Origin of the sequence: Rhodococcus sp. PvR044 (genome assembly GCF_040548995.1) — a bacterium.
In the GTDB taxonomy this organism is placed as follows: domain Bacteria; phylum Actinomycetota; class Actinomycetes; order Mycobacteriales; family Mycobacteriaceae; genus Rhodococcus_G; species Rhodococcus_G oryzae.
Window position 1 is genome coordinate 191,035 of record NZ_JBEPSX010000003.1, and the last position, 22,216, is coordinate 213,250.

At 68.6% G+C, this 22,216-nt stretch carries 25 protein-coding genes and 1 pseudogene; 12 read left to right on the forward strand and 14 right to left on the reverse strand.

What is annotated here, in order from left to right; genetic code table 11:
• Positions 1-7 precede the first annotated feature (7 nt).
• The 3 genes from recR (at position 8) to ABIC28_RS09440 (ending at position 2,969) form a co-directional block, all read left to right on the forward strand.
• Entirely contained in the window at positions 8-616 is a 609-nt protein-coding gene (recR, locus tag ABIC28_RS09430) for a recombination mediator RecR (protein WP_027501651.1), read from the forward strand.
• Positions 617-967: 351 nt separating this feature from the next.
• On the forward strand, positions 968-2,113 hold the full coding sequence (locus tag ABIC28_RS09435) for a lipase family protein (protein ID WP_354578578.1): 1,146 nt from the start codon (positions 968-970) through the stop codon (positions 2,111-2,113).
• Positions 2,114-2,192: 79 nt separating this feature from the next.
• Positions 2,193-2,969, forward strand: coding sequence for a VOC family protein (locus tag ABIC28_RS09440; RefSeq protein ID WP_097213057.1), 777 nt, complete (start codon positions 2,193-2,195; stop codon positions 2,967-2,969).
• A 23-nt stretch (positions 2,970-2,992) separates the two neighbouring features.
• Here ABIC28_RS09440 and ABIC28_RS09445 read toward each other — a convergent pair whose 3' ends face one another.
• The 7 genes from ABIC28_RS09445 to ABIC28_RS09475 all read right to left on the reverse strand — a co-directional run bounded on the left by ABIC28_RS09445 (position 2,993) and on the right by ABIC28_RS09475 (position 10,346).
• Positions 2,993-3,619 (reverse strand): maleylpyruvate isomerase family mycothiol-dependent enzyme, encoded by a 627-nt coding sequence (locus tag ABIC28_RS09445; RefSeq protein ID WP_097213056.1) that lies wholly within the window; start codon positions 3,617-3,619, stop codon positions 2,993-2,995.
• A gap of 294 nt (positions 3,620-3,913) precedes the next feature.
• Entirely contained in the window at positions 3,914-4,729 is an 816-nt protein-coding gene (locus ABIC28_RS09450; RefSeq protein WP_097213055.1) for a tyrosine-protein phosphatase, read from the reverse strand.
• Positions 4,730-4,874: 145 nt separating this feature from the next.
• On the reverse strand, positions 4,875-5,591 hold the full coding sequence (locus ABIC28_RS09455; protein ID WP_097213054.1) for a type 1 glutamine amidotransferase: 717 nt from the start codon (positions 5,589-5,591) through the stop codon (positions 4,875-4,877).
• Positions 5,584-6,843, reverse strand: a complete 1,260-nt coding sequence (locus tag ABIC28_RS09460) for a MurT ligase domain-containing protein (protein ID WP_097213053.1) — start codon at positions 6,841-6,843, stop codon at positions 5,584-5,586. The genes ABIC28_RS09455 and ABIC28_RS09460 overlap by 8 nt, the downstream gene beginning before the upstream one ends.
• A 102-nt stretch (positions 6,844-6,945) precedes the next feature.
• Positions 6,946-7,899 (reverse strand): EamA family transporter, encoded by a 954-nt coding sequence (locus ABIC28_RS09465; RefSeq protein WP_097213052.1) that lies wholly within the window; start codon positions 7,897-7,899, stop codon positions 6,946-6,948.
• Between the two features lie 103 nt (positions 7,900-8,002).
• Positions 8,003-9,673, reverse strand: a complete 1,671-nt coding sequence (asnB, locus tag ABIC28_RS09470; protein WP_209927839.1) for an asparagine synthase B — start codon at positions 9,671-9,673, stop codon at positions 8,003-8,005.
• 205 nt (positions 9,674-9,878) lie between these two features.
• Positions 9,879-10,346: an SRPBCC family protein gene (locus tag ABIC28_RS09475; RefSeq protein ID WP_097213050.1), complete on the reverse strand. Its 468-nt coding sequence runs from the start codon at positions 10,344-10,346 to the stop codon at positions 9,879-9,881.
• A gap of 87 nt (positions 10,347-10,433) precedes the next feature.
• On the opposite strand from ABIC28_RS09475, the gene ABIC28_RS09480 reads away from it, so the two are divergent.
• Positions 10,434-11,327, forward strand: a complete 894-nt coding sequence (locus ABIC28_RS09480) for a LysR family transcriptional regulator (RefSeq protein WP_097213049.1) — start codon at positions 10,434-10,436, stop codon at positions 11,325-11,327.
• A gap of 67 nt (positions 11,328-11,394) precedes the next feature.
• Here ABIC28_RS09480 and ABIC28_RS09485 read toward each other — a convergent pair whose 3' ends face one another.
• Positions 11,395-11,775: an SHOCT domain-containing protein gene (locus ABIC28_RS09485; protein WP_179800639.1), complete on the reverse strand. Its 381-nt coding sequence runs from the start codon at positions 11,773-11,775 to the stop codon at positions 11,395-11,397.
• A gap of 154 nt (positions 11,776-11,929) precedes the next feature.
• On the opposite strand from ABIC28_RS09485, the gene ABIC28_RS09490 reads away from it, so the two are divergent.
• The 4 genes from ABIC28_RS09490 (at position 11,930) to ABIC28_RS09505 (ending at position 15,861) form a co-directional block, all read left to right on the forward strand.
• On the forward strand, positions 11,930-12,355 hold the full coding sequence (locus ABIC28_RS09490) for a DUF6325 family protein (protein WP_097213047.1): 426 nt from the start codon (positions 11,930-11,932) through the stop codon (positions 12,353-12,355).
• A gap of 28 nt (positions 12,356-12,383) precedes the next feature.
• Positions 12,384-12,734 carry an SHOCT domain-containing protein gene (locus ABIC28_RS09495; protein ID WP_097213046.1) on the forward strand — a complete coding sequence of 117 codons (351 nt, stop codon included), beginning with the start codon at positions 12,384-12,386 and terminating at the stop codon, positions 12,732-12,734.
• A 99-nt stretch (positions 12,735-12,833) separates the two neighbouring features.
• A complete protein-coding gene (locus tag ABIC28_RS09500) occupies positions 12,834-14,732 on the forward strand; it encodes an alkyl/aryl-sulfatase (RefSeq protein WP_354578581.1) in 1,899 nt (632 codons plus the stop codon).
• Between the two features lie 139 nt (positions 14,733-14,871).
• Complete coding sequence (locus ABIC28_RS09505; RefSeq protein ID WP_257017601.1) at positions 14,872-15,861, forward strand: iron-containing redox enzyme family protein; 990 nt, start codon at positions 14,872-14,874, stop codon at positions 15,859-15,861.
• Here ABIC28_RS09505 and ABIC28_RS09510 read toward each other — a convergent pair.
• The 5 genes and pseudogenes from ABIC28_RS09510 to leuA all read right to left on the reverse strand — a co-directional run bounded on the left by ABIC28_RS09510 (position 15,858) and on the right by leuA (position 19,105).
• On the reverse strand, positions 15,858-16,133 hold the full coding sequence (locus tag ABIC28_RS09510) for a CDGSH iron-sulfur domain-containing protein (protein WP_502945002.1): 276 nt from the start codon (positions 16,131-16,133) through the stop codon (positions 15,858-15,860). The genes ABIC28_RS09505 and ABIC28_RS09510 overlap by 4 nt on opposite strands.
• Entirely contained in the window at positions 16,102-16,434 is a 333-nt protein-coding gene (locus tag ABIC28_RS09515; protein ID WP_306455749.1) for a class I SAM-dependent methyltransferase, read from the reverse strand. The genes ABIC28_RS09510 and ABIC28_RS09515 overlap by 32 nt, the downstream gene beginning before the upstream one ends.
• 33 nt (positions 16,435-16,467) lie before the next feature.
• Positions 16,468-16,854: pseudogene (locus ABIC28_RS09520) on the reverse strand (50S ribosomal protein L11 methyltransferase); the annotation flags it as partial.
• Between the two features lie 81 nt (positions 16,855-16,935).
• Positions 16,936-17,091: a DUF6131 family protein gene (locus ABIC28_RS09525; protein ID WP_097213041.1), complete on the reverse strand. Its 156-nt coding sequence runs from the start codon at positions 17,089-17,091 to the stop codon at positions 16,936-16,938.
• A gap of 205 nt (positions 17,092-17,296) precedes the next feature.
• Positions 17,297-19,105 (reverse strand): 2-isopropylmalate synthase, encoded by a 1,809-nt coding sequence (gene leuA / locus ABIC28_RS09530; RefSeq protein WP_097213040.1) that lies wholly within the window; start codon positions 19,103-19,105, stop codon positions 17,297-17,299.
• A gap of 216 nt (positions 19,106-19,321) precedes the next feature.
• Between leuA and ABIC28_RS09535 the strand changes: the two genes are divergently transcribed.
• The 4 genes from ABIC28_RS09535 to ABIC28_RS09550 all read left to right on the forward strand — a co-directional run bounded on the left by ABIC28_RS09535 (position 19,322) and on the right by ABIC28_RS09550 (position 21,816).
• The gene (locus tag ABIC28_RS09535; RefSeq protein WP_257017598.1) at positions 19,322-19,936 is read left to right on the forward strand and encodes a SulP family inorganic anion transporter; all 615 of its coding nucleotides are present in this window, start codon (positions 19,322-19,324) and stop codon (positions 19,934-19,936) included.
• A 20-nt stretch (positions 19,937-19,956) separates the two neighbouring features.
• On the forward strand, positions 19,957-20,394 hold the full coding sequence (locus tag ABIC28_RS09540) for a SulP family inorganic anion transporter (RefSeq protein WP_354578585.1): 438 nt from the start codon (positions 19,957-19,959) through the stop codon (positions 20,392-20,394).
• Entirely contained in the window at positions 20,388-21,014 is a 627-nt protein-coding gene (locus tag ABIC28_RS09545) for a SulP family inorganic anion transporter (protein ID WP_245221066.1), read from the forward strand. The genes ABIC28_RS09540 and ABIC28_RS09545 overlap by 7 nt, the downstream gene beginning before the upstream one ends.
• A gap of 130 nt (positions 21,015-21,144) precedes the next feature.
• The gene (locus tag ABIC28_RS09550) at positions 21,145-21,816 is read left to right on the forward strand and encodes a pentapeptide repeat-containing protein (protein ID WP_179800632.1); all 672 of its coding nucleotides are present in this window, start codon (positions 21,145-21,147) and stop codon (positions 21,814-21,816) included.
• Between the two features lie 77 nt (positions 21,817-21,893).
• Here the strand turns inward: ABIC28_RS09550 and ABIC28_RS09555 are convergent, their stop codons facing one another.
• Positions 21,894-22,118, reverse strand: a complete 225-nt coding sequence (locus tag ABIC28_RS09555) for a DUF8691 family protein (RefSeq protein WP_097213039.1) — start codon at positions 22,116-22,118, stop codon at positions 21,894-21,896.
• Positions 22,119-22,216 lie beyond the last annotated feature (98 nt).

A 22,216-nucleotide genomic window follows, 5' to 3' on the forward strand; every position in this document is an offset into this window, starting at 1 on the left:
GGCCGCGGTGTACGAGGGTCCGGTACAGGATCTGATCGACGAGCTCGGCAAGCTGCCGGGCATCGGGCCCAAGAGCGCGCAGCGCATCGCCTTCCACCTGCTCAGCGTGGAGCCGCCGGACATCGACCGGCTGCAGAACGCGCTGCAGCGGGTCCGGGACGGGGTGCAGTTCTGCGTCGTGTGTGGGACGGTGTCCGACAAGGAGAAGTGCCGGATCTGTGCGGACGCCCGCCGCGACCGCACCGTCATCTGTGTCGTCGAGGAGCCCAAGGATGTGCAGGCGGTGGAGCGGACGCGGGAGTTCCGTGGCCGGTACCACGTGCTCGGCGGCGCGCTCGACCCGCTCAGCGGTGTCGGCCCGGACCAGCTCCGTATTCGGGAGCTGTTGGCGCGCATCGGCAATCAGGAGGACGGCGTCGACGTCTCGGAGGTGATCATCGCGACCGATCCGAACACCGAGGGCGAGGCCACCGCGACGTATCTGGTCCGGATGCTGCGCGACTTCCCCGGCCTGACGGTCTCCCGGCTGGCCTCGGGTCTGCCGATGGGTGGAGACCTGGAGTTCGCCGACGAGCTCACCCTCGGGCGGGCTCTCTCGGGGCGCCGTACCCTCTGACACGATCGGTGGGTCGACCCAGTTCGGCTGCGTGGTGACGGCGGATTCCGGTGTTAGCGTGGGTGTATGCCGGTCCTTGGACCAGGGTCACGCCCGACCGCAGGCTGCCTAGCGAGGCACGCCCGCATCGGGTTCCTCGTGTGCTCCTGTGCGATCGCGCTCGCGGTGTCGCCCGGGCAGGGGACGGCCGGTGCGCAGTCTGCCGTCCCGTCGCCTCCCGGCGCCGGGCTCCCGGCACTCATCGATTCGATAGTGCCGCCGCCGGCGCTCGGCCCCCCGCCGCGCGAGGTGCCGCCGATAGCGGCAGCGCCGGGTGAGCCTGCCGGCATCCAGGATCTGCGGATCGCGGTCATGCCCTCGGACGTGGGCGACCCGTTCTTCGACGAGTGGCCGGATTCGATGGGGGACAGCGCGAACGGCGACGTGCTCGCGACGAGAGACGTGACCGCTGCGGCGGCGCCCTTCGTCGGTGCGCCGGTGCGCGAGGTCCGGCAGCTCAAGGTCCGGACGACCGACTCCGCGGGCGTGCCATCGTTCGCGACCGCGACGCTGGTCATCCCCGCCACACCGTGGACCGGACCCGGTGGCCGTCCGGTGGTGGTCAACAACCTGCCCATCGATGCGCTCGGGCGCGCCTGCACGCCCGGCTACACGTTGGCGCACGGCCTGAGCCTGTCGACCAACGTCGCCGACTTCGTCCCGCCGACGACCGCGTTGGCGACCCGCCGCGGCTACGCGGTCCTCATCCCCGACCACGAGGGACCGCGGATGGCCTACGCCGAGCCGTATGTCGCCGGCCACGCGGTCCTGGACACCATCCGCGGACTGCGCCGCGCGCTACCCGACGAGTTCGGCGCGAGCAGGATCGCGATGACGGGCTACTCGGGCGGGGCGATCGCCACCCACGGCGCGGTCAAACTGATCGACTCCTACGCCCCGGACCTGGCAGGCGAGATCGTCGGTGCCGCGCTCGGCGGGGTTCCCGCCGACTTCGAGATGCTCACCCGGAGCATGAACGGCAACCTCGCGACCGGGTTGCTCCACGGCGCGACCCTGGGGATCGCGAGGGAACGCACCGAGATCCTCGGCCTCGCCAACAACCTGGCGCAGCAGCTGGCCACCTCCCCGCTCAAGGACCAGTGCGTCGTCACGCTCGGCGCGGCGGGTGTGACGTTCCTGCCGATGGAGGTGATGGCCGACATCGACAACCCGTTCGCCTCGCCGCAGGCCCGCGAGCTCTATCGCGACATGAAGATGGCAGGCATCGCGTCCGGCGCCCCGCTGTACATCTACAACGGCGGGCAGGAGTTCTGGATCCCGGCCGTTGGGGCGCGGGCCCTCTACACGGAGCAGTGCGGGCTCGGCGTCCCCGCGGTGTACCGGGAGGTGTTCGGCGAGCACCTCATCGCCGCGGTCACCGGCTACTCGGGGGCGGTCCATTGGCTCGACGAGCGGTTGCGTGGGATACCCGCGCCGGACGAGTGCCCGCCCGCATGACCACGCGGATGTCGGTGCAGGAGCGTAGGTTCGGCACCGCACACCGTCAGCAGCCATACCTCGGCCATAGGAGACAGCAGTGCCTGAACCCAAATCCATCGTCGGCGCACCCTGTTGGGTGGACCTGACCAGTTCGGATCCGCAGCGCGTCATCCCCTTCTACTCCGGTCTCTTCGGGTGGGCGGCCGACACCAACGAGGACCCGCAGTACGGCGGCTACTCGATCTTCAGCAAGGACGGCAAGCCCATCGCGGGCCTCGGGCCGCAGCAGGAGGGCAATCCGTACGGCAACGTCTGGACCGTCTACCTCGCGTCCGAGGACGCGGCGGCGACCGCGGACAAGGCAGCGGCCGCGGGAGGTCAGGTGATGATGCCCGCGATGGTGGTCGGGGACCAGGGCACGATGGCGATCATCGGTGACCCGGCAGGCGCCGTGGTCGGTGTCTGGCAGGCCGATCAGCACCGTGGATTCGGTCTGGTGGACGAGGCGGGCGCCCCGGTCTGGTTCGAGACGATGTCCCGCGACTACGCGGCCGCGTTGCCGTTCTACGAGAGCGTGTTCGGCTGGAGGTACGACGCGATCGGCGACGGCGACGAGTTCCGCTACTCCCAGGCCAAGATCGGCGACGAGATGGTGGCTGGCGCGATGGACGCATCCGGATTCCTGCCCGAGGGTGTGCCGTCGTTCTGGCAGTTCTACATCGGGGTGCAGGACACGGATCTGGCGCTCGAGAAGGTGGTCGAACTCGGTGGCACGGTCGTCCGCCCGGCGGAGGACACGCCGTTCGGCCGGTTGGCGGCGGTGGCCGATCCGCTGGGCGCGAACTTCCAGATCTCCTCGATCCAAGAGCAGTAGCGGCGTCGGGACGGCGTGCCGGGTCAGACCCGTTCGGTGAGCGTGGCCAGGCCGTCACCGGAAAGGTCCACCAGTCCGGCGGGCCGTCCCGTCATCGCGAGGACGAGGGAGAGCATCGGTCCGGTCACCTCCGGCCCGGACCCCGTCGACCAGTCGGCGTCCTCGGCACGGAGCGTGAGTCCGGAAATGCGGGTCTTCGTGCCGATGAGGAGGTTCGAGCCCTTGAAGAAGTCCGCAACGCGGATCAGTGCGTCCGGCGGGTACTCGTGCGTGATGCCGAGGGGGCGCCGGATGTCCTCGGCATGCACGATCGTCTCGCCCAGCCAGGTGTCGACCGGGCCGGGTGGGCCGGTGGACGCACCCATGACGGCGCGAAACTCGGCAAGGGTGTCGGCGGGCGTGCCCGCGGTCTCCCGTGCGATCTCCTTCGCGAACATCGGTTCGAACCGGAACCCGGTCCCCGCCATCTTGCGGAGGAATCGCGGGCGCGTCATCTTCGCGGTCGCGGTCATGTGACCGAGCGTCTCCCACACCGACCACTGCCCGCACAGCGACGGGGTGGACCATTGCTCCTCGGTGAGCGAGGCGAGGTCGTCGGCGAGGGCCGACCGCTCGGCGTGAATCGTGGGCCACGGGCTGGGTGCTGCCATGGTGCCTCCCGGAACGGCTACCGACGCTGTCGTATCGGTACTTCTGACGATCGTCCTCGCCGCCCGATTTCGCAATCGCCGGCAGGTCGCGTCGCCGCAGAAACAACCCCTGATTCGCAGGTCAGAACTATTGCAGAGGGTGCGGAGCCGGGCGTACCCTCAAGAGTGCGGATCAAGAAGAGAGGCCGGTAACGGTCGGGAACTTGAGAAGCAGAGATCCGGCCGAGGATGCGATTAATCGCTACATCCCCGGCCGAACCCCTGTCTGGGGGAGGTTCGAGACCTTGGCCCCGATCAGCTGAGCAGCTTGGCCTTGAGGTCGGCGATGTCCTGGCTCGTCAGACCGAGCCCCTGGCTCACGTAGTTGTCGAAGCTGCCGAACTTCTCGTTCGCCGTGGCGAAGGCGGAATCGAGCCAGGCCTGCTCCACGGTGTTGGACTGGATGCTCCCGGTGACGCTCGACCCGCCACCCTCACCGGCGAGGTACTCGTTGCTGAGCATGAAGTCCTCGTTCACGGTCTCGCGAGGGACGCCGAGGATCGTGAGCAGCACAGCCGACAGGAAGCCGGTCCGATCCTTGCCGCTCGTGCAGTGGTAGAGCACCGGGTCGGGGGAGTTCTTGATGTCCAGCAGGACGGCCTTGAACGCGGCGTAGGCGGCGGGATCGCTGGCCATGAACTTGTAGGCCCGCCCCAGATCCACGATGGCGAGCGGGTCGCCGCTGCCGCCGAACACGTCGCGGTGGTACACGGTGGCGCCCGCGGGGATCTTGTCCTTCTCGAGCGCCTGCTCGTAGCCGGTCCGCAGGTCTTCGACCGTCTTTACGTTGAGCTGCACGAGCTTGGCCAGGTCGTCCGCGGTGAGGGCGTTGAGCGCGTCGCTGCGCAGCACGAGCCCGGACCGGACGGTCTTCCCGTCGGTGGTGGTGTAGCCGCCCAGGTCGCGGGCGTTCGGGGCGCCCGTCAGGTGCAGCGAGTGATCGACGGCGGCGGGCGCGACGACCGTTGTCGGTGCGGCCGCGGCGATCGACGGGACGGGAGCGAGCAGGAGGCCGGCGGTCAGGGCGAGAGCCGCCGCCGACTTGGTCCGGATGAGGGTGCGGTGGGACACGGAGGGTTCTCCTCTTTCGATCGAGGTGACATTGGCATGGTGCTCGAGCTCGAATGGCTCCGAGGCTAGCGCCGCGCCGGATCGAGAGAGGGGTATTTCGTTAAAATACGGATTGTAATTGCAGCCGCCGCCCCACCGAGGCGGTCTAGCGGCCGACCGCGAGGCGTTCCCGGCGCAGCCGGTCGACCTCCTCGAGCTCCAGCGGCTCGAGGGCGTCGACGCCCAGCGCACGGGCAAGCAGCAGGTCCGCCAGCTCCGGGTTGCGGGCAAGAGCGGGGCCGTGCATGTAGGTGCTGATCACCGAGCCCTGCACCACGCCCTCCAGGCCGTCGCCGACGCCGTTGCCGACACCGTGCGTGACCCGGCCGAGCGGCATCGCGTCCGCGCCGAGGCTGGTGCCGCCGCGATGGTTCTCGAACCCGGTGAGCGGCTGGGTCAGCCCGTCGAGCGCGGGTCGGGTGATGACCTCGCCGATCGAGCGCTCGGCCTGCGGCGAGGTGGTGACGTCGAGCAGCGACACGCCCTCGACGCGTTCGCCCGCCGAGGTCTCGTACCAGTGCCCGAGCACCTGGATGGCCGCGCAGATCGCCAGCACGGGGGCGCCGCGCCCGGCCGCCTTCTGCAGGCCCGGGTAGCGGGCCAGGTGCCGGGTCGCCAGGCGCTGCGCCGAGTCCTCCGCGCCGCCGAGGGTGTAGACGTCCAACGACTCGGGCACCGGATCGGACAGTGTGATCTCGACGATCTCCGCGTCGATGCCACGCATCCGCAGCCGCTGGCGCAGGATCAGCGCGTTGCCGCTGTCGCCGTAGGTCCCCATCACATCGGGCAGCACCAGTCCGATCCGGACCGTCGACTCAGGCATCCCTGTTCTCCTTCGCGATGGCCGTGTTCAGGTCACGGAACGCCGTGTAGTTGGCCAGCACCTCGACCCGCCCGGGCGGACAGGATGCGATGGCGCGCAGCGGGTTCGGCTCCAGTGTGTGTTCGACGCCGGCGTAGGTCAGGCGGACCGCGAGGTCCGTCGCCCGCTCGCCGGACGCCACCACCTTGACGCCCTCGAAATGCTCGAACCGAACGTCCCACAGCCAGGACAGGTCCTCACCGTCGGGCACCTGGCCGTTGACCGCGATGACCAGCCCGTCGACATCGTGGTCGATCATCGACAGCGCCTCCTGCCAGCCGGCCGGATTCTTGGCCAGGAGCATCCGCAGCGTGTGCGCACCGACCTGGACGGAGCTGTAGCGACCGGCGATCTCGCGGACCGAGGCGGCCGCGGCGACGGCGTCCTCCGCGCGCGCGCCAAGCGTGACCGCCGCCGCGACGGCCTGGGCGGCGTTGCCGCGGTTCGCCTTTCCCGGCAGCGTCAGCGACATCGGGATCTTCGAACCGTCCGGGCCGTAGAGGTGGTCGTCGTCGAGCCACCAGTCGGGGGTCGGCCGCTCGAAGTCGGTGCCGGTGCTGCGCCAGTGGTTGTAGGCGATGCCCGTCGCGTCGCCCGTGCGCTCCTCCCAGACGATCGGCTCGCCGCTGCGAGGGCAGCTCACCGAGTCGCCCGCCCAGCCGCCGCCCGCCGCGACCCACACGACGTTCGGTGCGTCGTAGGCCGCGGAGGCGACCAGAACGTCATCGCAGTTCGCGATCACCACGGCGTCGGGATGCCTGGCCAGGCCGGCCCGCAGTTTGCGCTCGATCATGTTGATCTCGCCGACCCGGTCGAGCTGGTCGCGGCTGAGGTTGAGCAGCACGATCGCCTGGGGCTGCAGGGCGTCGCTGACGTGCGGGACGTGCAGCTCGTCGACCTCGATGGCGGCCAGCGACGCGTCCACGTGGGAGCTGAGCGCGGCGACGATGCCCGCGTCCATGTTCGCGCCGTCGGCCTGGGTCGCGACGTCGCCGATGGTGGCCAGCGCCGCCGCCGTCATCCGCGTTGTCGTCGACTTGCCGTTGGTCCCGGTGATCACGACGGTGCGCTTGCCGCTGCCGAGCTGGCTCATCAGGGTGGGGTCGATCTTGAGGGCGATCAGGCCGCCGATCATCGAGCCCTTGCCCCGGCCCGCCTTCTGCGAGGCCCAGGCGGCCGCGGCCGCGGCGCGCAGCGCGAGGCGGCCGCGCACGGAGAATCGGGTGGCCGGGCCGGTCGCCCCGGAATTGCCCGGGCGGGTGGCCCCATCATGACGAGTAGACACGGGCAGAGTTTTCCACACCCGCGGCCATGGTCAGATTCGTGCCGGTTGCGGGGTGGGCATCGTCACTGGACCGGGCGTCGCCTGCATCGTCGACGCGGGCTCACGCGTGGCGGACGGTGCGCCCGCCCGCGCCATGCCGCCGAGGCACCCGCCGACCACCACCACCGCGCCGACCAGCGACAGGGCGCTGGGTCGCTCGCCCAGCACCAGCCAGGCGGCACCGATCCCGACGACCGGGACCAGCAGCGAGAACGGCGCGACGACGCCCGCCGGGTAGCGGCTCATCAACGCGGACCACAGCCCCGAGCCGGCGATGGTGCCGAGCAGGACGATGTACGCGAGTCCGGCGAGCGCGGGCCAGCCGTCGGCGCTGAAGGAGTCGCCGAGGGCGGACCAGCCGGTCGTGGGGCCCTCGACCGCGGCGGAGAGCGCCAGCATGGGAAGCGGCGCCACCACGGTCATCCACAGCGTCAGCCGCAGCGGGTTGTCCGCGCGGGCGAGCCGGTTGCCGAGGTTGCCGAAGGCCCAGCCGAGAGCGGCGAGCAGGGTGAGCAGCACCGGCAGTAGCGCCGCGTGCTGGGCGCGATCCCAGCCGATCATCGACATCCCGCACACCGCGACCGCGATCCCGAGGAGTTGGCGGCGGCTCACGTGCTCGCGCAAGAGCAGGGCGCCGAGCAGCACGGTGAAGGGCGCCGAGGCCTGCAGCACGAGGGAGGCCAGTCCGGTCGGCATGCCGGTCTTCATCGCCCAGAACAGGAACCCGAACTGCGCCACGCCGAATCCGAACCCGTACAGCAGCAGCCAGCGCACCGGCACATTCGGCCGCGGCACGAACAGCACCACCGGGATCGCGATGACCAGGAACCGCAGGGCCGCGAAGAAGAACGGCGGGAAGTGGTCGAGCCCGGCGCGGATCGCGAGGAAGTTCAGTCCCCACAGCAGCGCGACGGTCAGTCCGAGGGCTCGGTCACGGTTGGTCATGGCGTTAATCGTGAGCGAGCGAAAGCATCAGAACAATCGAATAAAAATGGACGGTTGATGTAGATCTTCTACATCAACCGTCCATCGATGGTGCGGCTGTTCGTTACCGCGCGAGTGCCTGTTCGTGCACGCCCTGGACGGCGCGGCCGGAGGGGTCGGCCATCGCGGCGAATTCCGGGTCCCACTCGAGTGCGGCGGGGGTGGAGCAGGCGATGGACTTGCCGCCCGGCACTGTGGCCGCGCAGGCCTCGCCGGGGAAGTGCTGGGCGAAGATCCGCCGGTAGAGGTAGGCCTCCTTGGTTTCCGGCGTGTTGTGCGGGAACAGCTGCGCGGCGGACGCGAGTTCGGCGTCGGTGACCGCGGCCTCGGCGTGGTCCTTGAGGCCGTCGATCCAGCCGTAGCCGACGCCGTCGCTGAACTGCTCCTTCTGCCGCCACAGGATCTGCTCGGGCAGCGCACCCTCGAATGCCTCGCGGATCACGGCCTTCTCGATCCGGCCGCCGCCTGCCATCTTGTGGGTGGCGTCCATGCTCATCGCGGTGTCGAGGAACTCCAGGTCCAGGAACGGCACCCGCGCCTCCACACCCCAGGCCATCATCGACTTGTTCGCGCGCAGGCAGTCGTAGCTGTGCAGGGCGTCGAGCTTGGCGACGGTCTCCTCGTGGAAGGCCTGCGCGGACGGCGCCTTGTGGAAGTACAGGTAACCGCCGAACATCTCGTCGGCGCCCTCCCCGGACAGGACCATCTTCACGCCCATCGCCTTGATCCGACGCGCCAGCAGGAACATCGGGGTCGAGGCCCGGATGGTGGTGACGTCGTAGGTCTCGATGTGCCGGATCACCTCCGGCAACGCGTCGAGGCCCTCGGCAAAGGTGTAGACGAAGCCGTGGTGCTCGGTGCCGAGGGAATCAGCGGCGAGCTGGGCGGCCGCCAGGTCCGGCGAGCCCTCCAACCCGATCGCGAACGAATGCAGGTGCGGCCACCACGCCTCGCTGCGGTCGTCGTCCTCGACGCGGTCGCGGGCGAACCGGGCCGCGCACGCGGCCACCAGTGACGAGTCGAGACCACCGGAGAGCAGCACGCCGTAGGGGACGTCGGTCATCATCTGCCGGTGCACCGCCTGCTCGAACGCGGCCCGCAGCTCCTGCGGCGCCACCTGGGTGCCGACGGTGGCGGAGTGTTCACGCCACGGCTTGTCGTAGTAGCGGCGCAGCTCGCCGGTCGCGCTGTCGTAGAGGTGGCCCGGCGGGAACGCGGCCACGTCCTCGCACACCCCGACCAGTGCCTTCATCTCCGACGCGACCAGGATGCGGCCGGCACTGTCGTGGCCCCAGTACAGCGGGATCACCCCGATCGGGTCGCGGGCGATCAGGAACCGCTGCTGCTCGGCGTCGAACAACGCGAACGCGAAGATGCCGTTGAGCCGGTTCACGAAATCGGTGTCCCCCTCGCGGTAGAGGGCGCTGATCACCTCGCAGTCGGAGCCGGTGGTGAAGTCGTAGTCGCTGGCCTCGCGCAGCTCACGGTGGTTGTAGATCTCCCCGTTGACCGCCAACGCGAGGTGACCGTCCCGCGAGCGCAGCGGCTGCGACCCGCTGGCCGGGTCCACGATCGCCAGGCGCTCGTGCACCAGGATCGCGCCGTCACCGACGAACACACCGCTCCAGTCGGGCCCGCGGTGCCGTTGCCTGCGCGACAGTTCCACGGCCTGAACGCGCAGCGCGGCCAGATCGTCGCCGGACTGCAGACCGAAAATGCCGAGGATCGAACACACGGGGCCGAACTCCTTTGAATCGTGGCAGGAGAGGCCGACCGATGCCTGCCCCCGCTGGGTTGGTCGATGACGCAACACAGCGAGGGCCCACCGAGGCAGGCCCTCGCCATGTGAATCTGTTGAAGGTTACTCGTTGTTACCGTGCCGTTCGCCCGCCATTGCGGATTCGTGCCAACAGGCGGGATGACCGGCCCTCCGATCGGAGTTATCCGGCCGCAACGTGCTCCTCGAGTAGATCGAGCGACTCGCCGTGGTCGTCGCCCACCTTGGCCAGCAGGCCGGTGGCCAGGAGCAGCCAGGACAGCACCTGCGCGCCCGGCTTTCCCGCGAACGCCGGGCGGAAGCGAATGGTCTCGGTGACGATGTGGCCGCCGTCCGCCGGCTCCATGGTGAGCACCACATCCTGCCGAATGCCCCGTTGCTTACCGGAGAACTCGAACACCCTGTTCGGCTCGTGCCGGGTGATGGTCCAGCGGACGACGTCGAAGTCGCATTCCTCGCCGTGCTTGGCGTCCCAGCCGTGCCCCGCGGCCATCGCGAAGTCCGGCCCGAGCACCGTCTCCGTCTTGTGCTCCTCGTACAGCCCCGATTCCGTCGGATGGGTGAAGGCATGCCAGATGACGTCAGGGTCACCCTCGAGCAGTCGCCAGTTCGTGAACGATGCATAGCCCATTGCTGCTCCCTGATGGTGTGGCCCGGTCCGCGTCCCCAACGCGTGCGCGGCGGGCGAAGTTGTTGCCGGACAGAGTAGCTTTCCTGCATGGACGCCGAACGCCTCCGTGTGCTGCGTGAGCTGGCCGACCGGGGCACGGTGTCCGCGGCCGCGGCCGCTCTCTCGATGACCCCGTCGGCGGTGTCCCAGCAACTCAAGATCCTCGCCCGCGAGGCGGGGGTCGCGATCCTGGAACCGGACGGCCGTCGCCTGCGGCTCACCGATGCCGGGCACGCGCTGGTCCTGCGCGCGGAGGATGTGCTGGCCGCCCTGGACCGGGCAAGTGCGGAGATGGCCTCCTATCGGGGGTCACCGCGCGGGCGGGTCCGGGTCGCGCTGTTCCCCTCTGGGGCAGCGCTGCTGCTGCCGGGCGTGCTCGCCCGGATCTCCGAGCTCGGGGTGGAGATCGAGGCTCAGGACGTGGACGAGCCGGCATCGGCGGTGCCGCAGTTGTTGGCCGATTTCGACGTGGTTCTCACCCACCGCGACGAGCGTGCTCCCTCGCTGATCTCGCCGCGGGTGCGGACGGAGGCGCTGATGCGCGAGCCCATCGACCTGCTCCTCGGCCCGGGGCATCCGCTGGCCGACAGGTCCGAAGTCGGGCTCGACGAGCTGGCGGACGAGAGTTGGATCAGCGTGCGCGGCGGGTTCCCCGTCGACGATGTGTTGCAGTCGGTGGCCGCCGCCACCGGGGTCCAGCCGCGGGTGGTCCAGCGCATCAACGACTTCCGGGTGATAGAGGAGCTGGTCGCGGCCGGCCACGGGGTGGCGCTGATGCCGCGATATGCGCTCGCGCACCCGGGGCTGGTGGGCAAGCGTCTCGCCGGTGTCCGGGCGGCCCGAATCTACGAGTTGGCGACCAGGCCCGCGGCGACGGACCGGCCCGCGGTCGGGGCGGTGCTCGCCGCCTTCCGGGAGGAAGCGGCACACGTGAACGGGTGAGGCACAGACGACGAAACTCCGGCCACCGCAGGGGTGCCCGGAGTTTCGTCGGTGAAGCGGGAGAAGGCTAGGAGAGCGCCTTGCTCTTGAGTGCCGTGAACTCGGCCTCCGTGATGGCGCCGCTGTCCAGCAGTGCCTTCGCGTCCGCGATCTGGTCCGCCGGGGACTTTCCGCCCGCGACGGTCTTGATGTACGCGTCCTGCTGTTCCTTGTACTGCTGCGCCTGAGCGATGGACCGCTTGGTCATGCTGTCACCGCGGGCGATGAGGTAGATCAGAGCCGTGAGGAACGGCACGAAGATCAGGAAGAAGACCCACACCGCCTTCCACCAACCGGACAGCTTGTGGTCACGGAAGAGGTCTCCGATGATCGAGAAGAGCAGCATCAGGTACGCCACGAAGGCGAAGGTGATGATGATCAGCCACAGGAAATCCCAAAACGAGTTCACGTCGTTCATCAAAAGCTCCATTCACCTAAGGATCTGACTGTTCGTCTGAGGATCCCAGAGCCGGGGTGCCGCGGGCTTCATCCTTTGCAGGTGAGTTGCGATTCATCCGTGCGGGGTGAGGCGACGTGTGGGGGGAGGGGGCAGTCTGGGCGGCATGAGCGACTCACTGAACATCGGCCCGGTGGAGCTGGTCGTGCTGACCTTTCCCGGGGCGCAAGTTGATCCCGGAACCATCGCTGCGCTCCAGGATGTGGTCGAACGGGGCTACGTCACGCTGCTCGACCTCGTCTACATCGCGAAGGACACCGACGGGACCATCACCCAGGTGGACGTTGACGAGGATCTCGACGAGGTCGGCCTCGCCATCCTGTCGATCGAGGCGAAGGCGCTGATCAGCGACGAGGACCTCGACGTGGTTCGCGACTCGCTGGAGCCGGGCACCTCGGCCGCGGTGATCGTCTATGAGGAGACGTGGGCGCGCCAGATCGCTGCGTCCGTCCGCGGCGCGGGTGGCGAGGTCGCCCTGCACGTTCAGATTCCCCGCGATGCCGTCGTTGCGGCCGTCGTGGCCGCACTGTAGGAATTCCGCACCAGCACAGGAGAGTCACATGGTTTTCAGAGCCGGCCGCAGGGGCCGTCCAGGATTGCTCGGCACCGTTGCGCGCACCGCCGTCATCGCGGGCACGGCCCAGGCGACGTCCAACGCGATGAACCGTCGGTCCCAGCAGAAGGCCGCTGAGCAGCAGGCCTATGCAGACCAGCAGGCGGCGCAGCAGCAGGCCGCCTACGCGCAGCAGGCCCAGGCTCAGGCCGCGTACGCACCGCAGGTTCAGGCGCCGCAGGCCGCGCCCGCGGGTGACGACCTCATCACCAAGCTGCAGCAGCTCGCTCAGCTGCACGAGTCGGGGGCACTCTCCGACGAGGAGTTTGCCGCCGCGAAGGCCCAGCTGCTCGGTTAGGCGGCTTCGCCGCCCGTGAGTACTTGTGGTCCCCAGGCGGGCCACAAGTACTCACGGCTCAAGGTCTCTGCCGGCATCGACGAGAGGATCACCGGTTCCATGACGACTTCCGAGGACGCGACCGCGACGATCGCGGCGGCCAACGAGCGGGCCGCTCACACCCTCCCGTTTGCCGACGACACCGATCTGGCCGACGCCGAGCGCGGGTTCATCGCGGCATTGAACCCGGGGGTGGTGACCGGTGCCGACGGAACGGTGGTGTGGGACAACGATTCCTACGCGTTCCTCGGGGGGACCTGCCCGCCGACCGTGAACCCGAGCCTGTGGCGCCAGTCGGGGCTGGTCGCGAAGCAGGGCCTGTTCGAGGTGCGTGAGCGGGTGTACCAGGTCCGCGGTCTCGACCTGTCGAACATGACGCTGATCGAGGGCGAGACCGGCGTGGTGGTGATCGACCCGCTGATCTCGCGGGAGACCGCGGCCGCCGGACTCGCGCTCTACCACGAGCACCGCGGCGATCGGCCCGTCACCGGCGTCATCTACACGCACTCGCACATCGACCACTTCGGTGGCGTCAAGGGCGTCACGACGGAGGAGGACGTGGCCGCGGGGCGATGCCCGATCCTCGCGCCGGTCGGCTTCGTGGAACACGCCGTCGAGGAGAACGTCTACGCGGGCACTGCGATGGCCCGGCGGGCCGCTTACATGTACGGCGCTGCGCTGCCAAGGGGACCCCGTGGCGGGGTCGGCGCCGGGCTGGGCCAGACGACGTCCACCGGCACGCCGACCCTGATCATGCCGACGCTGTACGTCTCCGCGACCGGGCAGGTGGAGACCGTCGACGGGGTCCGTATCGAGTTCCAGATGACGCCGGGCACCGAGGCGCCGTCCGAGATGAACTTTTACTTCCCGGATCTGCGGGCGCTGTGCATGGCGGAGAACGCGACCCACACCCTGCACAATCTGCTGACCCTGCGCGGCGCGCTGGTGCGGGATCCGCACGTGTGGTCCAAGTACCTCACCGAGTCGATCAACCGGTACGCCTCGAAGTCCGATGTGCTGTTCGCCTCACATCACTGGCCGACGTGGGGGTCCGAGCGTCTCACCGAGTTCCTGTCGCTGCAGCGGGACCTCTACGGCTACTTGCACGATCAGACTCTTCGTCGGATCAATCAGGGCCACACCGGAATCGAGATCGCGGAGGAGATCGAGCTGCCGCCCGCGCTGGCAGACGCCTGGCACACTCGCGGCTATTACGGCTCGGTCAGCCACAACGTCAAGGCGATCTACCAGCGCTACATGGGCTGGTTCGACGGGAACCCGGCGCACCTCTGGGAACATCCGCCCGTGGAGTCGGCCACGAGGCACGTGGAGTTCATGGGCGGCTCGGCCGAGGTGCTGCGCAAGGCCAGGGAGTCGTTCGCGGCCGGTGACTTCCGTTGGGTCGCGCAGGTGGTCAACTACGTGATCTTCGCCGAACCCGACAACGCGGAGGCGAAGGCGCTGCAGGCCGACACCTTCGAACAGCTCGGTTACGGCGCCGAGAACGGAACCTGGCGGAACTTCTATCTCACCGGGGCCTACGAGCTGCGGAACGGGTCGGTGGGAACACCGACCAAGGCCGACGCCCCGGACATCGCGGCAGCGCTGTCGGTCGAGCAGGTCTTCGACGCGGTGTCCCTGCGGATCGACGGACCGCGGGCCTGGTCGGCGCGCATCGTGATCGACTGGCGGGTCACCGACGAGGACCTGGTGCACCGGACGCAACTCAGCAACGGGCTGCTGGTCCACTTCGACCTCGACGGCGAACCCGCCGGCGCCGATGCCACTCTCACACTCGCCCGTCCGGTGCTCCTTGGGGTGCTGGTCGGCGGCGCGGACATCACGAAGGCGATCGCCGACGGCACCGTCGTCGCGGAGGGAGACGTCGCGAAGCTGGTCGAGCTCGCCGGCTATCTCGATGCGCCCGACCCGGATTTCGCGATCGTCACTCCCGACTGAGATCGGCCTGGTGCGGCGCAGCATGTGAAGCGGGCACAGGCATCGACAGGCTGGAGGTTTCGAGCGGATGCCGCCGCGGTATCCAGTCACCATGACTGCAGCCCTACCGTTGCCACGAGGTCCGATCTCATACGCACTCGTGACCGCCCTGTCGCAGGGTCGCCGCGGTTCCCTCAACACATTTCCGCACCTGGGCCAATCCGACGCGTTCGGAGGCGACCTCCAACTCGCCCTCCAGATCTGTTACGAGTTGCACTACCGCGGGTTCGAGGCCGTTGATCCCGAGTGGGAGTGGGATCCGGACCTCATCCGTGCGCGCGGGGCGATGGAACGCCGCTTCCTCGATCGACTACGCGCTGAGGTCTCTGGGGGCGCCGACGCCGAAGGCGCGCTGGCCTCCGCGGCACATGAGCCGGACGGCGGTGCGGGCGCGTCGAAGTACCTTCTCGAGCACGGCACCTGGGACCAGATGTGCGAGTTCCTGGCTCACCGATCTATCTATCACCTCAAGGAGGCCGATCCGCACGCCTGGGCGATTCCGAGGCTTGAGGGGAGCGTGAAATGCGCATTCGTCGCTGTCGAATACGACGAATACGGCGGGGGCCGACCGGAACGGATGCACGCCAGGCTGTTCGAGGATCTACTCCGGGCCGCCGGACTCGACCACCAGTATCTCGGCTACCTCGACGACGTCCCACCGGAGACGCTGGCGACCGTGAATCTGATGTCGCTCTTCGGATTGCACCGGAACCTGCGCGGCGCGCTGGTCGGCCACTTCGCGGCAGCGGAGATCACCACTCCGCCTGCCGCGCGCCGGATGGTCAGTGCCCTGAAGCGCATGAATGCGCCCAGCGAGTGCGTGCATTTCTATGCCGAACACATCGAAGCAGACGCCGTTCACGAGCAGGTACTTCGCCACGATGTGGTCGGCGCCCTCCTCGGTCAGGAACCGAATCTCGCCGGCGACGTCGTCTTCGGGATCCAGGCCACCGAACTCGTGGAGAATCGACTGTCCGACCATCTGACACGCCACTGGCGCGCCGGTGCCAGTTCCCTACCGGCCGTCCATGATTTCCCAGTGAACCGCACCGCACCTGCAGTCTCACGGGGTACTTCGGCGGATCCCTAGCCGGAATCGCGACGCCGGACAGCGCGGCTCCGGTGGCTGGCATCGCACAACGGGTACAGCGCACTGAGTCGGCAGCGGCACACCGCCACGACGAACCGATCCGAGATCACAACCCGACCGTCGCCCAGGGTGATTCGCACCGGCCCACGCACGAGCGCAGGGCCTCCGCGCACCAGGCGGAGGCACTCGGATTCGGGGCCGTCCCATTCCGGCGGCTGCTCCCCGTTGTCGAGGCCCTGCTCACCCCCGGACACCGGTGGGCCTGTCCGCACGGATGACCACCAACTCCTCCTCGTGCTGGCCGCGCCCGCAGTATCCCGCGGACTCCAGGTATCTCGAACGCCTGCGCATCACCGGTCCGAACGAAATGCGCTCGCGCCGCACCACCGCGGCCCGAAGCCCCGTCGATGTCAATTCACGCAGCGTCAGCTCCACCCCCGATACCGCCGACTGTACGAGGAGCAGTGCGCCGCCGGGGCTCAGCAGCTCGAACGACGCCGAGCACAGTGGCCCGAGGACCGCGCGCCCATCCGGGCCGCCGTCCCAGCGATGCGAGTGTCCTGCAGGACCCACGAGCCGGATCGGGGGGCTCGGTACGTAGGGGGGATTGGACACCACGACGTCGAAGGGTCCTTCTGAGACGGCAACCGTGAGACCCCCGCGCCTGACTCTGATCGGCAGTCCGCGCCCGCGCGCGTTGGCCCATGCCACCCCGGTGGCCAGCGACGAACAATCGACCGCGGTGACCTTTGCGGCCCCTGCTCTGGCTGCAACCATCGCCAATGCTCCGCTACCACAACAGAAATCGAGAACCTCTGCCTCCGGGGTGACTGACGCCGCGAGCGCCGACGCAAGCATCCACGTGTCCTCCTGCGGCCGGTACACTCCGGGGGGCCGCCAGACACGAGGGTGACCGGCAGCGCCGCCGAAGCCGACAGAGCCTGCGGTGTTGCCGCCCGCTGTCCTCGCCCTCGAACTCGCCTGATGCGTCATGACGTTCGAGTACCCCGGTCCCGGATCTCGAAACCGACCAACCGGCTTCTGTCCATGGACCTGCGCAAATCACGGTGCAGCTCAGTAGTAATGGGCCCGTCCACCTACGGCGTGCCCCATCGAGCCGAGTAGGTACAGCACCGCACCGACCACCACAAGGACGATTCCGATCGTCCACAGGATCGGGATGCTGAGAAGAAAGCCGACAAGCAGCAGGATGAGTCCAAGAATGATCATGACAGGTACGCCTCACTTCGGTCACAGTGCTCGCGAGTCAACAGAAACACTGCCGCGAATTGCACCGTGATCCGAATACCCGCAACCCACCGGATGCAAACCTGACAAGTCGTGTGCGGGGGTGGACATGGCACGCGAAGCTGGTACTGGTGTGCGCGCGTCGTACCCCAATCGGGGTACGACGCGCGCACAAGTGCGTCGGCGCCTAGTAGGCGCGGTTGACCGCGGAGACCACGCCGCGCAGCGAGGCGGTGGTGATGGAGGTCGCGATGCCGACGCCCCACACCGTCTTGGTGACGCCGTCGGGCCGGGTGACCGCGCACTCCACGTAGGCCGCGGCCTGCGCGTCGTCGCCCGCGGACATGGCGTGCTCGCTGTAGTCCAGCACCCGGACGTCGAAGCCGATGGTCCCGATCGCATCGACGAACGCGGCCAGCGGGCCGTTGCCAGAGCCGGTGATCTCGTGTTCCTTGCCGTTCGCCTTCACCACTGCGGTGATGGCGTCGGTGCCGCCGTCCTCCTCGGACGCGGTCACCTTCTGGCGGATCCGCTCCAGCGGGCTGATCGGGGCCAGGTACTCCTCGTTGAAGACGTCCCACATCTCCTTGGGGGAGACCTCGCCGCCCTCGCCGTCGGTGATCCTCTGGACGGCGGAGGAGAACTCCATCTGCAGGCGGCGCGGCAGCACCAGGCCGTGGTCGGCCTTCATGATGTAGGCGACGCCGCCCTTGCCGGACTGCGAGTTCACCCGGATCACGGCCTCGTAGCTGCGGCCCACATCCTTGGGGTCGATCGGCAGGTAGGGGACCGCCCAGATGATGTCGTCGACGTCGGCGTCCTGCGCGTCCGCCGAGATCTTCATCTGGTCGAGGCCCTTGTTGATGGCGTCCTGGTGGCTGCCGGAGAAGGCGGTGTACACCAGGTCGCCGCCGTACGGGTGCCGCTCCGCGACGGGCAGCTGGTTGCAGTACTCCACGGTGCGGCGGATCTCGTCGATGCTGGAGAAGTCGATCTGCGGGTCCACGCCGCGGGTGAACATGTTCAGGCCGAGGGTGACCAGGCAGACGTTGCCGGTGCGCTCGCCGTTGCCGAACAGGCAGCCCTCGATGCGATCCGCCCCGGCCTGGAAGCCGAGCTCCGCAGCCGCGACGCCGGTGCCGCGGTCGTTGTGCGGGTGCAGCGACAGGATCACGGAGTCGCGGCGGGCCAGGTTACGGCTCATCCACTCGATGGAGTCGGCGTACACGTTCGGCGTCGCCATCTCGACGGTGGCGGGCAGGTTCAGGATGATCGGGTTCTCGGGGGTCGGCGCAATCACCTCGGTGACGGCGTCGCACACCTCCTTCGCGTACTCCAGCTCGGTGCCGGTGTACGACTCGGGGGAGTACTCGTACCGCCAGTTGGTGTCGGGGTATTTCGCCGCTTCCTGCAGGCACTTGCGGGCGCCCGCGGTGGCGATCTTCTTGATCGCCTCGCGCTCGGCCCGGAACACCACCCGTCGCTGCAGGATCGAGGTGGAGTTGTAGAAGTGCACGATGACGCTGCGGGCGCCGTCGCAGGCGGCGAACGTGCGCTCGATGAGCTCGTCGCGGCACTGGGTGAGGACCTGGATGGTCACGTCGTCGGGGATCGCCCCGTCCTCGATGATCTCGCGGACGAAGTCGAAATCGGTCTGGCTGGCCGACGGGAAGCCGACCTCGATCTCCTTGTAGCCCATCCGCACCAACAGGTCGAACATGCGGCGCTTACGGGCAGGGCTCATCGGGTCGATGAGGGCCTGGTTGCCGTCACGCAGATCGACCGCACACCACAGCGGGGCGCGGTCGATGATCTTGTCCGGCCAGGTGCGGTCCGGGAGGGAGATGGGCTCGACCTCCTCGGCGAACGGCCGGTACCGGTAGGTCGGCATGGAGGAGTTCTTCTGCTGATTCCAGACGGGCTGGTCGGCAGGTGCGGGCTTCGACGGCGGCGTGATGGTGCGCGATCCGGAAGTAAAAGCGTCGGCGGATGACATTGACGATTCTCCGAGATGAAGGGGACTGTTGGTCCGATGGTGTCGACCGGCGCGTCTGAACCCCGCGACGGGAGGCCAGTCTGGATCAGACCCCGTCGCGGCGGTGAAGAAGGAGCGCCCGCTGCATGAGGAAGAGTCTACCTGCCTCGGCAATCCCGCAGGATCTCACCCGTCGGGAGTGATGCCCGTCGATCGCGGGGCCGTGAGGCTGGCGGGATGGTGTCGACAGTGTCCGCGGTCCGCGGTTGGGTGCGTTCGAGGATCCCCGAGCGCAGGTTCCTCAAGGCGGACCTCGTCGCGGCGATCCCCGGTGCGATCAGCAGCGTCCCGGACGGGATGGCGTCCGGGGTGCTGGCCGGGGTCAGCCCGGTGCACGGCCTCTACGCGAGTTTCGCCGGACCGCTGTTCGGTGGGATGCAGACCAGCACCAAGCTGATGGTGATCACCACGACCAGCGCCTCGGCGCTCGCCGCCGGTTCGGCCCTCGCACAGGTGCCGGAGGCGGAGCGACCAGGTGCCCTGATCCTGCTCACCCTGATCGCGGGCGCCGTGATGGTCGCGGCCGCCGTGCTCCGGCTGGGGCGCTACACCCGCTTCGTCTCGCATTCGGTGATGACCGGCTTCCTCACCGGGATCGCCGTCAACATCGTGCTCGGGCAGCTCGTCGACCTGACCGGGGCGACCGTGTCGGGGTCCGTCGCCCTTGCCAAGGCCTTCGACCTGGTCACGAACCCGACGCACATCGATCTGCCGTCATTGCTGACCGGGCTGCTGGCCCTCGTGCTGCTCATCGTCCTCGCGCACACCAGGCTGGCGTTGTTTGCGCCCTGATCGCGCTGGTGGTGCCCTGCATGATCGTGATCGTGATCGTCCTCGGCCTCGACAGCGTGGCCCGGGTGGCGGACGTGGGCGCGATCCCGACCGGGATCCCGCTACCGCAGATCCCCGACCTCGGACTCCTGTCGCCGTCGCTGATCGGGGCCGGATTCGCCGTGGCCGCGATCGTGCTGGTGCAGGGTGCCGGCGTCGCGGAGGCCTCGCCCAACCGGGACGGCTCCCGGGCCCTGCCGAACCAGGATTTCTCTGCGCAGGGCATCGGCAACATCGGTTCCGCACTGTTCGGCGGGATGCCGGTCGGCGGATCGGTCGGCCAGACGGCGTTGAACGCCACCGCAGGCGCGCGCAGCCGCTGGGGCGCGGTCTTCTCCGGGATCTGGATGCTCGTGATCCTGGTGCTGTTCTCGGGGCTCGTCGGCAAGGTCCCGATCCGACACTGGCGGCGGTGCTGATCTTCGCCGCCGTTGGCTCCATCCGCCCCGAACAGATCGCATCGATCCTGCGCAGCGGACCCAGCTCGGTCATCGCGCTGGTGACCACCTTCATCGCGACCCTGCTGCTCCCGGTCACCGCTGCGGTCGGGATCGGCGTCGCGCTCTCGATCCTGCTGCAGCTCAACCAGGAGGCCGTCGATCTCAAGGTCGTTCGGTTGCGGCCGACCGATGGCGGGCTGCTCGAGGAGGCTGATGCCCCGAAGACGCTGGCGAGCGGGGAGGTCGTCGTGCTCGACGTGTACGGCAGCCTCTTCTACGCGGGCGCGAGGACGCTGCAGGTGCATCTGCCGGACCCGGGCAACGCCCGCTCACCCGAGGTCATCCTGCGGCTGCGGGGCCGAACCACGTTGGGTGCCACCTTCTTCAAGGTGGTCGCCGACTATGCGGGCAGGCTCGATCGACTCGGGGGCCGCTTGTATCTGAGCGGCCTCATGCCGGAGGTGCTCGACTACTGGGACGCCGACCGCCTCGACAGTCAGGGCGTCTCTCTCGAGATGTTCGCGGCCACGCCGATCCTCGGCGAATCGACCGGTCAGGCAATCGAGGAGGCCGAGCGCCGGCTGGTCCGCAAGCGTTGAGTGGGGCCCGTCGAACCCGGCGGTAGCTATTTCGCGAAAGACGAGAACGAGGGGGGCTCGTTCGTTTACTGTGTCCGCGTCGGGCTGTGATTTTGACCCGTGCAGGGGTCGTTCTGGAAGTAGGAAATTCATGTCGGCTTTGAACAATGCTGTCCGTGGGCTCGGTGTCGCGGTCCTCAGTACCGGAATCGCGATGGTGGGTCTGGCGGCGGTGGCGCCGACTGCGAGCGCCGACACGGTCCTCGGGACGTGCACCGTCGTCTCGAGCCCGAACCCCGAGCACGCCACCGATTGCATCGGCGCGAACCTGGCCGGTGCGAACCTGACGGGCGTGAACCTGTCCGGTGCGAACCTGTCCGGCGCGAACCTGCTCGGCGCGAACCTGTCCGGCGCGAAGCTGACCGGCGCGAACCTCAGCAGCGCGAACCTCGGGAACACGCTCCTCGCGAACGCGGACCTGGGCGGGGCCAACCTGACCAACGCCTACCTGGTCAGCGCGAACCTCGTCGACGCGAACCTGGCAGGCGCGAACCTGGCGGGGGCAAACCTGTCCGGTGCCAACGTGTTCGGGGCCAAGCTCAAGGACGCGCTCTCGGTGAACCTCGCCGGTGCCAACGAGAACGGCGCGCCGATCGGCGGCGGCAGCAGTTCGATGCCGAACGGGCAGCCGCTGTTCGGTTCGAGCGTGACCGGTTCCGCCAACACCTCCGGGATGGGTGGCGAAGAGGAGAACCACCAGGACCCCCTGCAGCCGCTGATCGGTTCCGCGGTGACCGGCTCGACGAACATCAGCGGTATGTAGCACACGAAGATCAGCCCTCCGCGCCCTCGAGCGTCGGCATCTGCCGGCGGTCGAGGGCGTTCGTGTTGTGCCCGGGCTCAGTCCGGGAGGCGTCGCATCTCGATGACCGTCAGGCCCATCGTGTCGAAACGTGCAAGCATCCCGCGCAGCTGGACGTCGCCGTCGATCGGGCCGTACAGCGTCGTATAGGCGTGCGGGGTCGGCGCCACGCTCAGCTCCGGAAAGGCGGCAAGAACGCGCTCGGAAAGATCGCCGCGCACGAGGAACTCGTAGCGGACCCGGGCGGGTTTGGGGTGTGCCACCGGAGGGCCTCCTCCTGAGTCGACTGGGCTGATCCGTGATCAGTGGACCTTCGACCTCCAGTGTCCGCCGAGATGAGACGCGCGCCTCACCCGCGAGT

Excerpts from the sequence above, each read along its gene's own strand:
- ABIC28_RS09435 (WP_354578578.1), top strand. The coding sequence starts at position 968 with ATGCCCTCGGACGTGGGCGACCCGTTCTTCGACGAGTGGCCGGATTCG.
- ABIC28_RS09445 (WP_097213056.1), bottom strand. The coding sequence starts at position 3,619 with ATGGCAGCACCCAGCCCGTGGCCCACGATTCACGCCGAGCGGTCGGCC.
- ABIC28_RS09455 (WP_097213054.1), bottom strand. The coding sequence starts at position 5,591 with ATGCCTGAGTCGACGGTCCGGATCGGACTGGTGCTGCCCGATGTGATG.
- ABIC28_RS09465 (WP_097213052.1), bottom strand. The coding sequence starts at position 7,899 with ATGACCAACCGTGACCGAGCCCTCGGACTGACCGTCGCGCTGCTGTGG.
- ABIC28_RS09475 (WP_097213050.1), bottom strand. The coding sequence starts at position 10,346 with ATGGGCTATGCATCGTTCACGAACTGGCGACTGCTCGAGGGTGACCCT.
- ABIC28_RS09480 (WP_097213049.1), top strand. The coding sequence starts at position 10,434 with ATGGACGCCGAACGCCTCCGTGTGCTGCGTGAGCTGGCCGACCGGGGC.
- ABIC28_RS09490 (WP_097213047.1), top strand. The coding sequence starts at position 11,930 with ATGAGCGACTCACTGAACATCGGCCCGGTGGAGCTGGTCGTGCTGACC.
- ABIC28_RS09495 (WP_097213046.1), top strand. The coding sequence starts at position 12,384 with ATGGTTTTCAGAGCCGGCCGCAGGGGCCGTCCAGGATTGCTCGGCACC.
- ABIC28_RS09500 (WP_354578581.1), top strand. The coding sequence starts at position 12,834 with ATGACGACTTCCGAGGACGCGACCGCGACGATCGCGGCGGCCAACGAG.
- ABIC28_RS09525 (WP_097213041.1), bottom strand. The coding sequence starts at position 17,091 with ATGATCATTCTTGGACTCATCCTGCTGCTTGTCGGCTTTCTTCTCAGC.
- leuA (WP_097213040.1), bottom strand. The coding sequence starts at position 19,105 with ATGTCATCCGCCGACGCTTTTACTTCCGGATCGCGCACCATCACGCCG.
- ABIC28_RS09535 (WP_257017598.1), top strand. The coding sequence starts at position 19,322 with ATGGTGTCGACAGTGTCCGCGGTCCGCGGTTGGGTGCGTTCGAGGATC.
- ABIC28_RS09540 (WP_354578585.1), top strand. The coding sequence starts at position 19,957 with ATGATCGTGATCGTGATCGTCCTCGGCCTCGACAGCGTGGCCCGGGTG.
- ABIC28_RS09550 (WP_179800632.1), top strand. The coding sequence starts at position 21,145 with ATGTCGGCTTTGAACAATGCTGTCCGTGGGCTCGGTGTCGCGGTCCTC.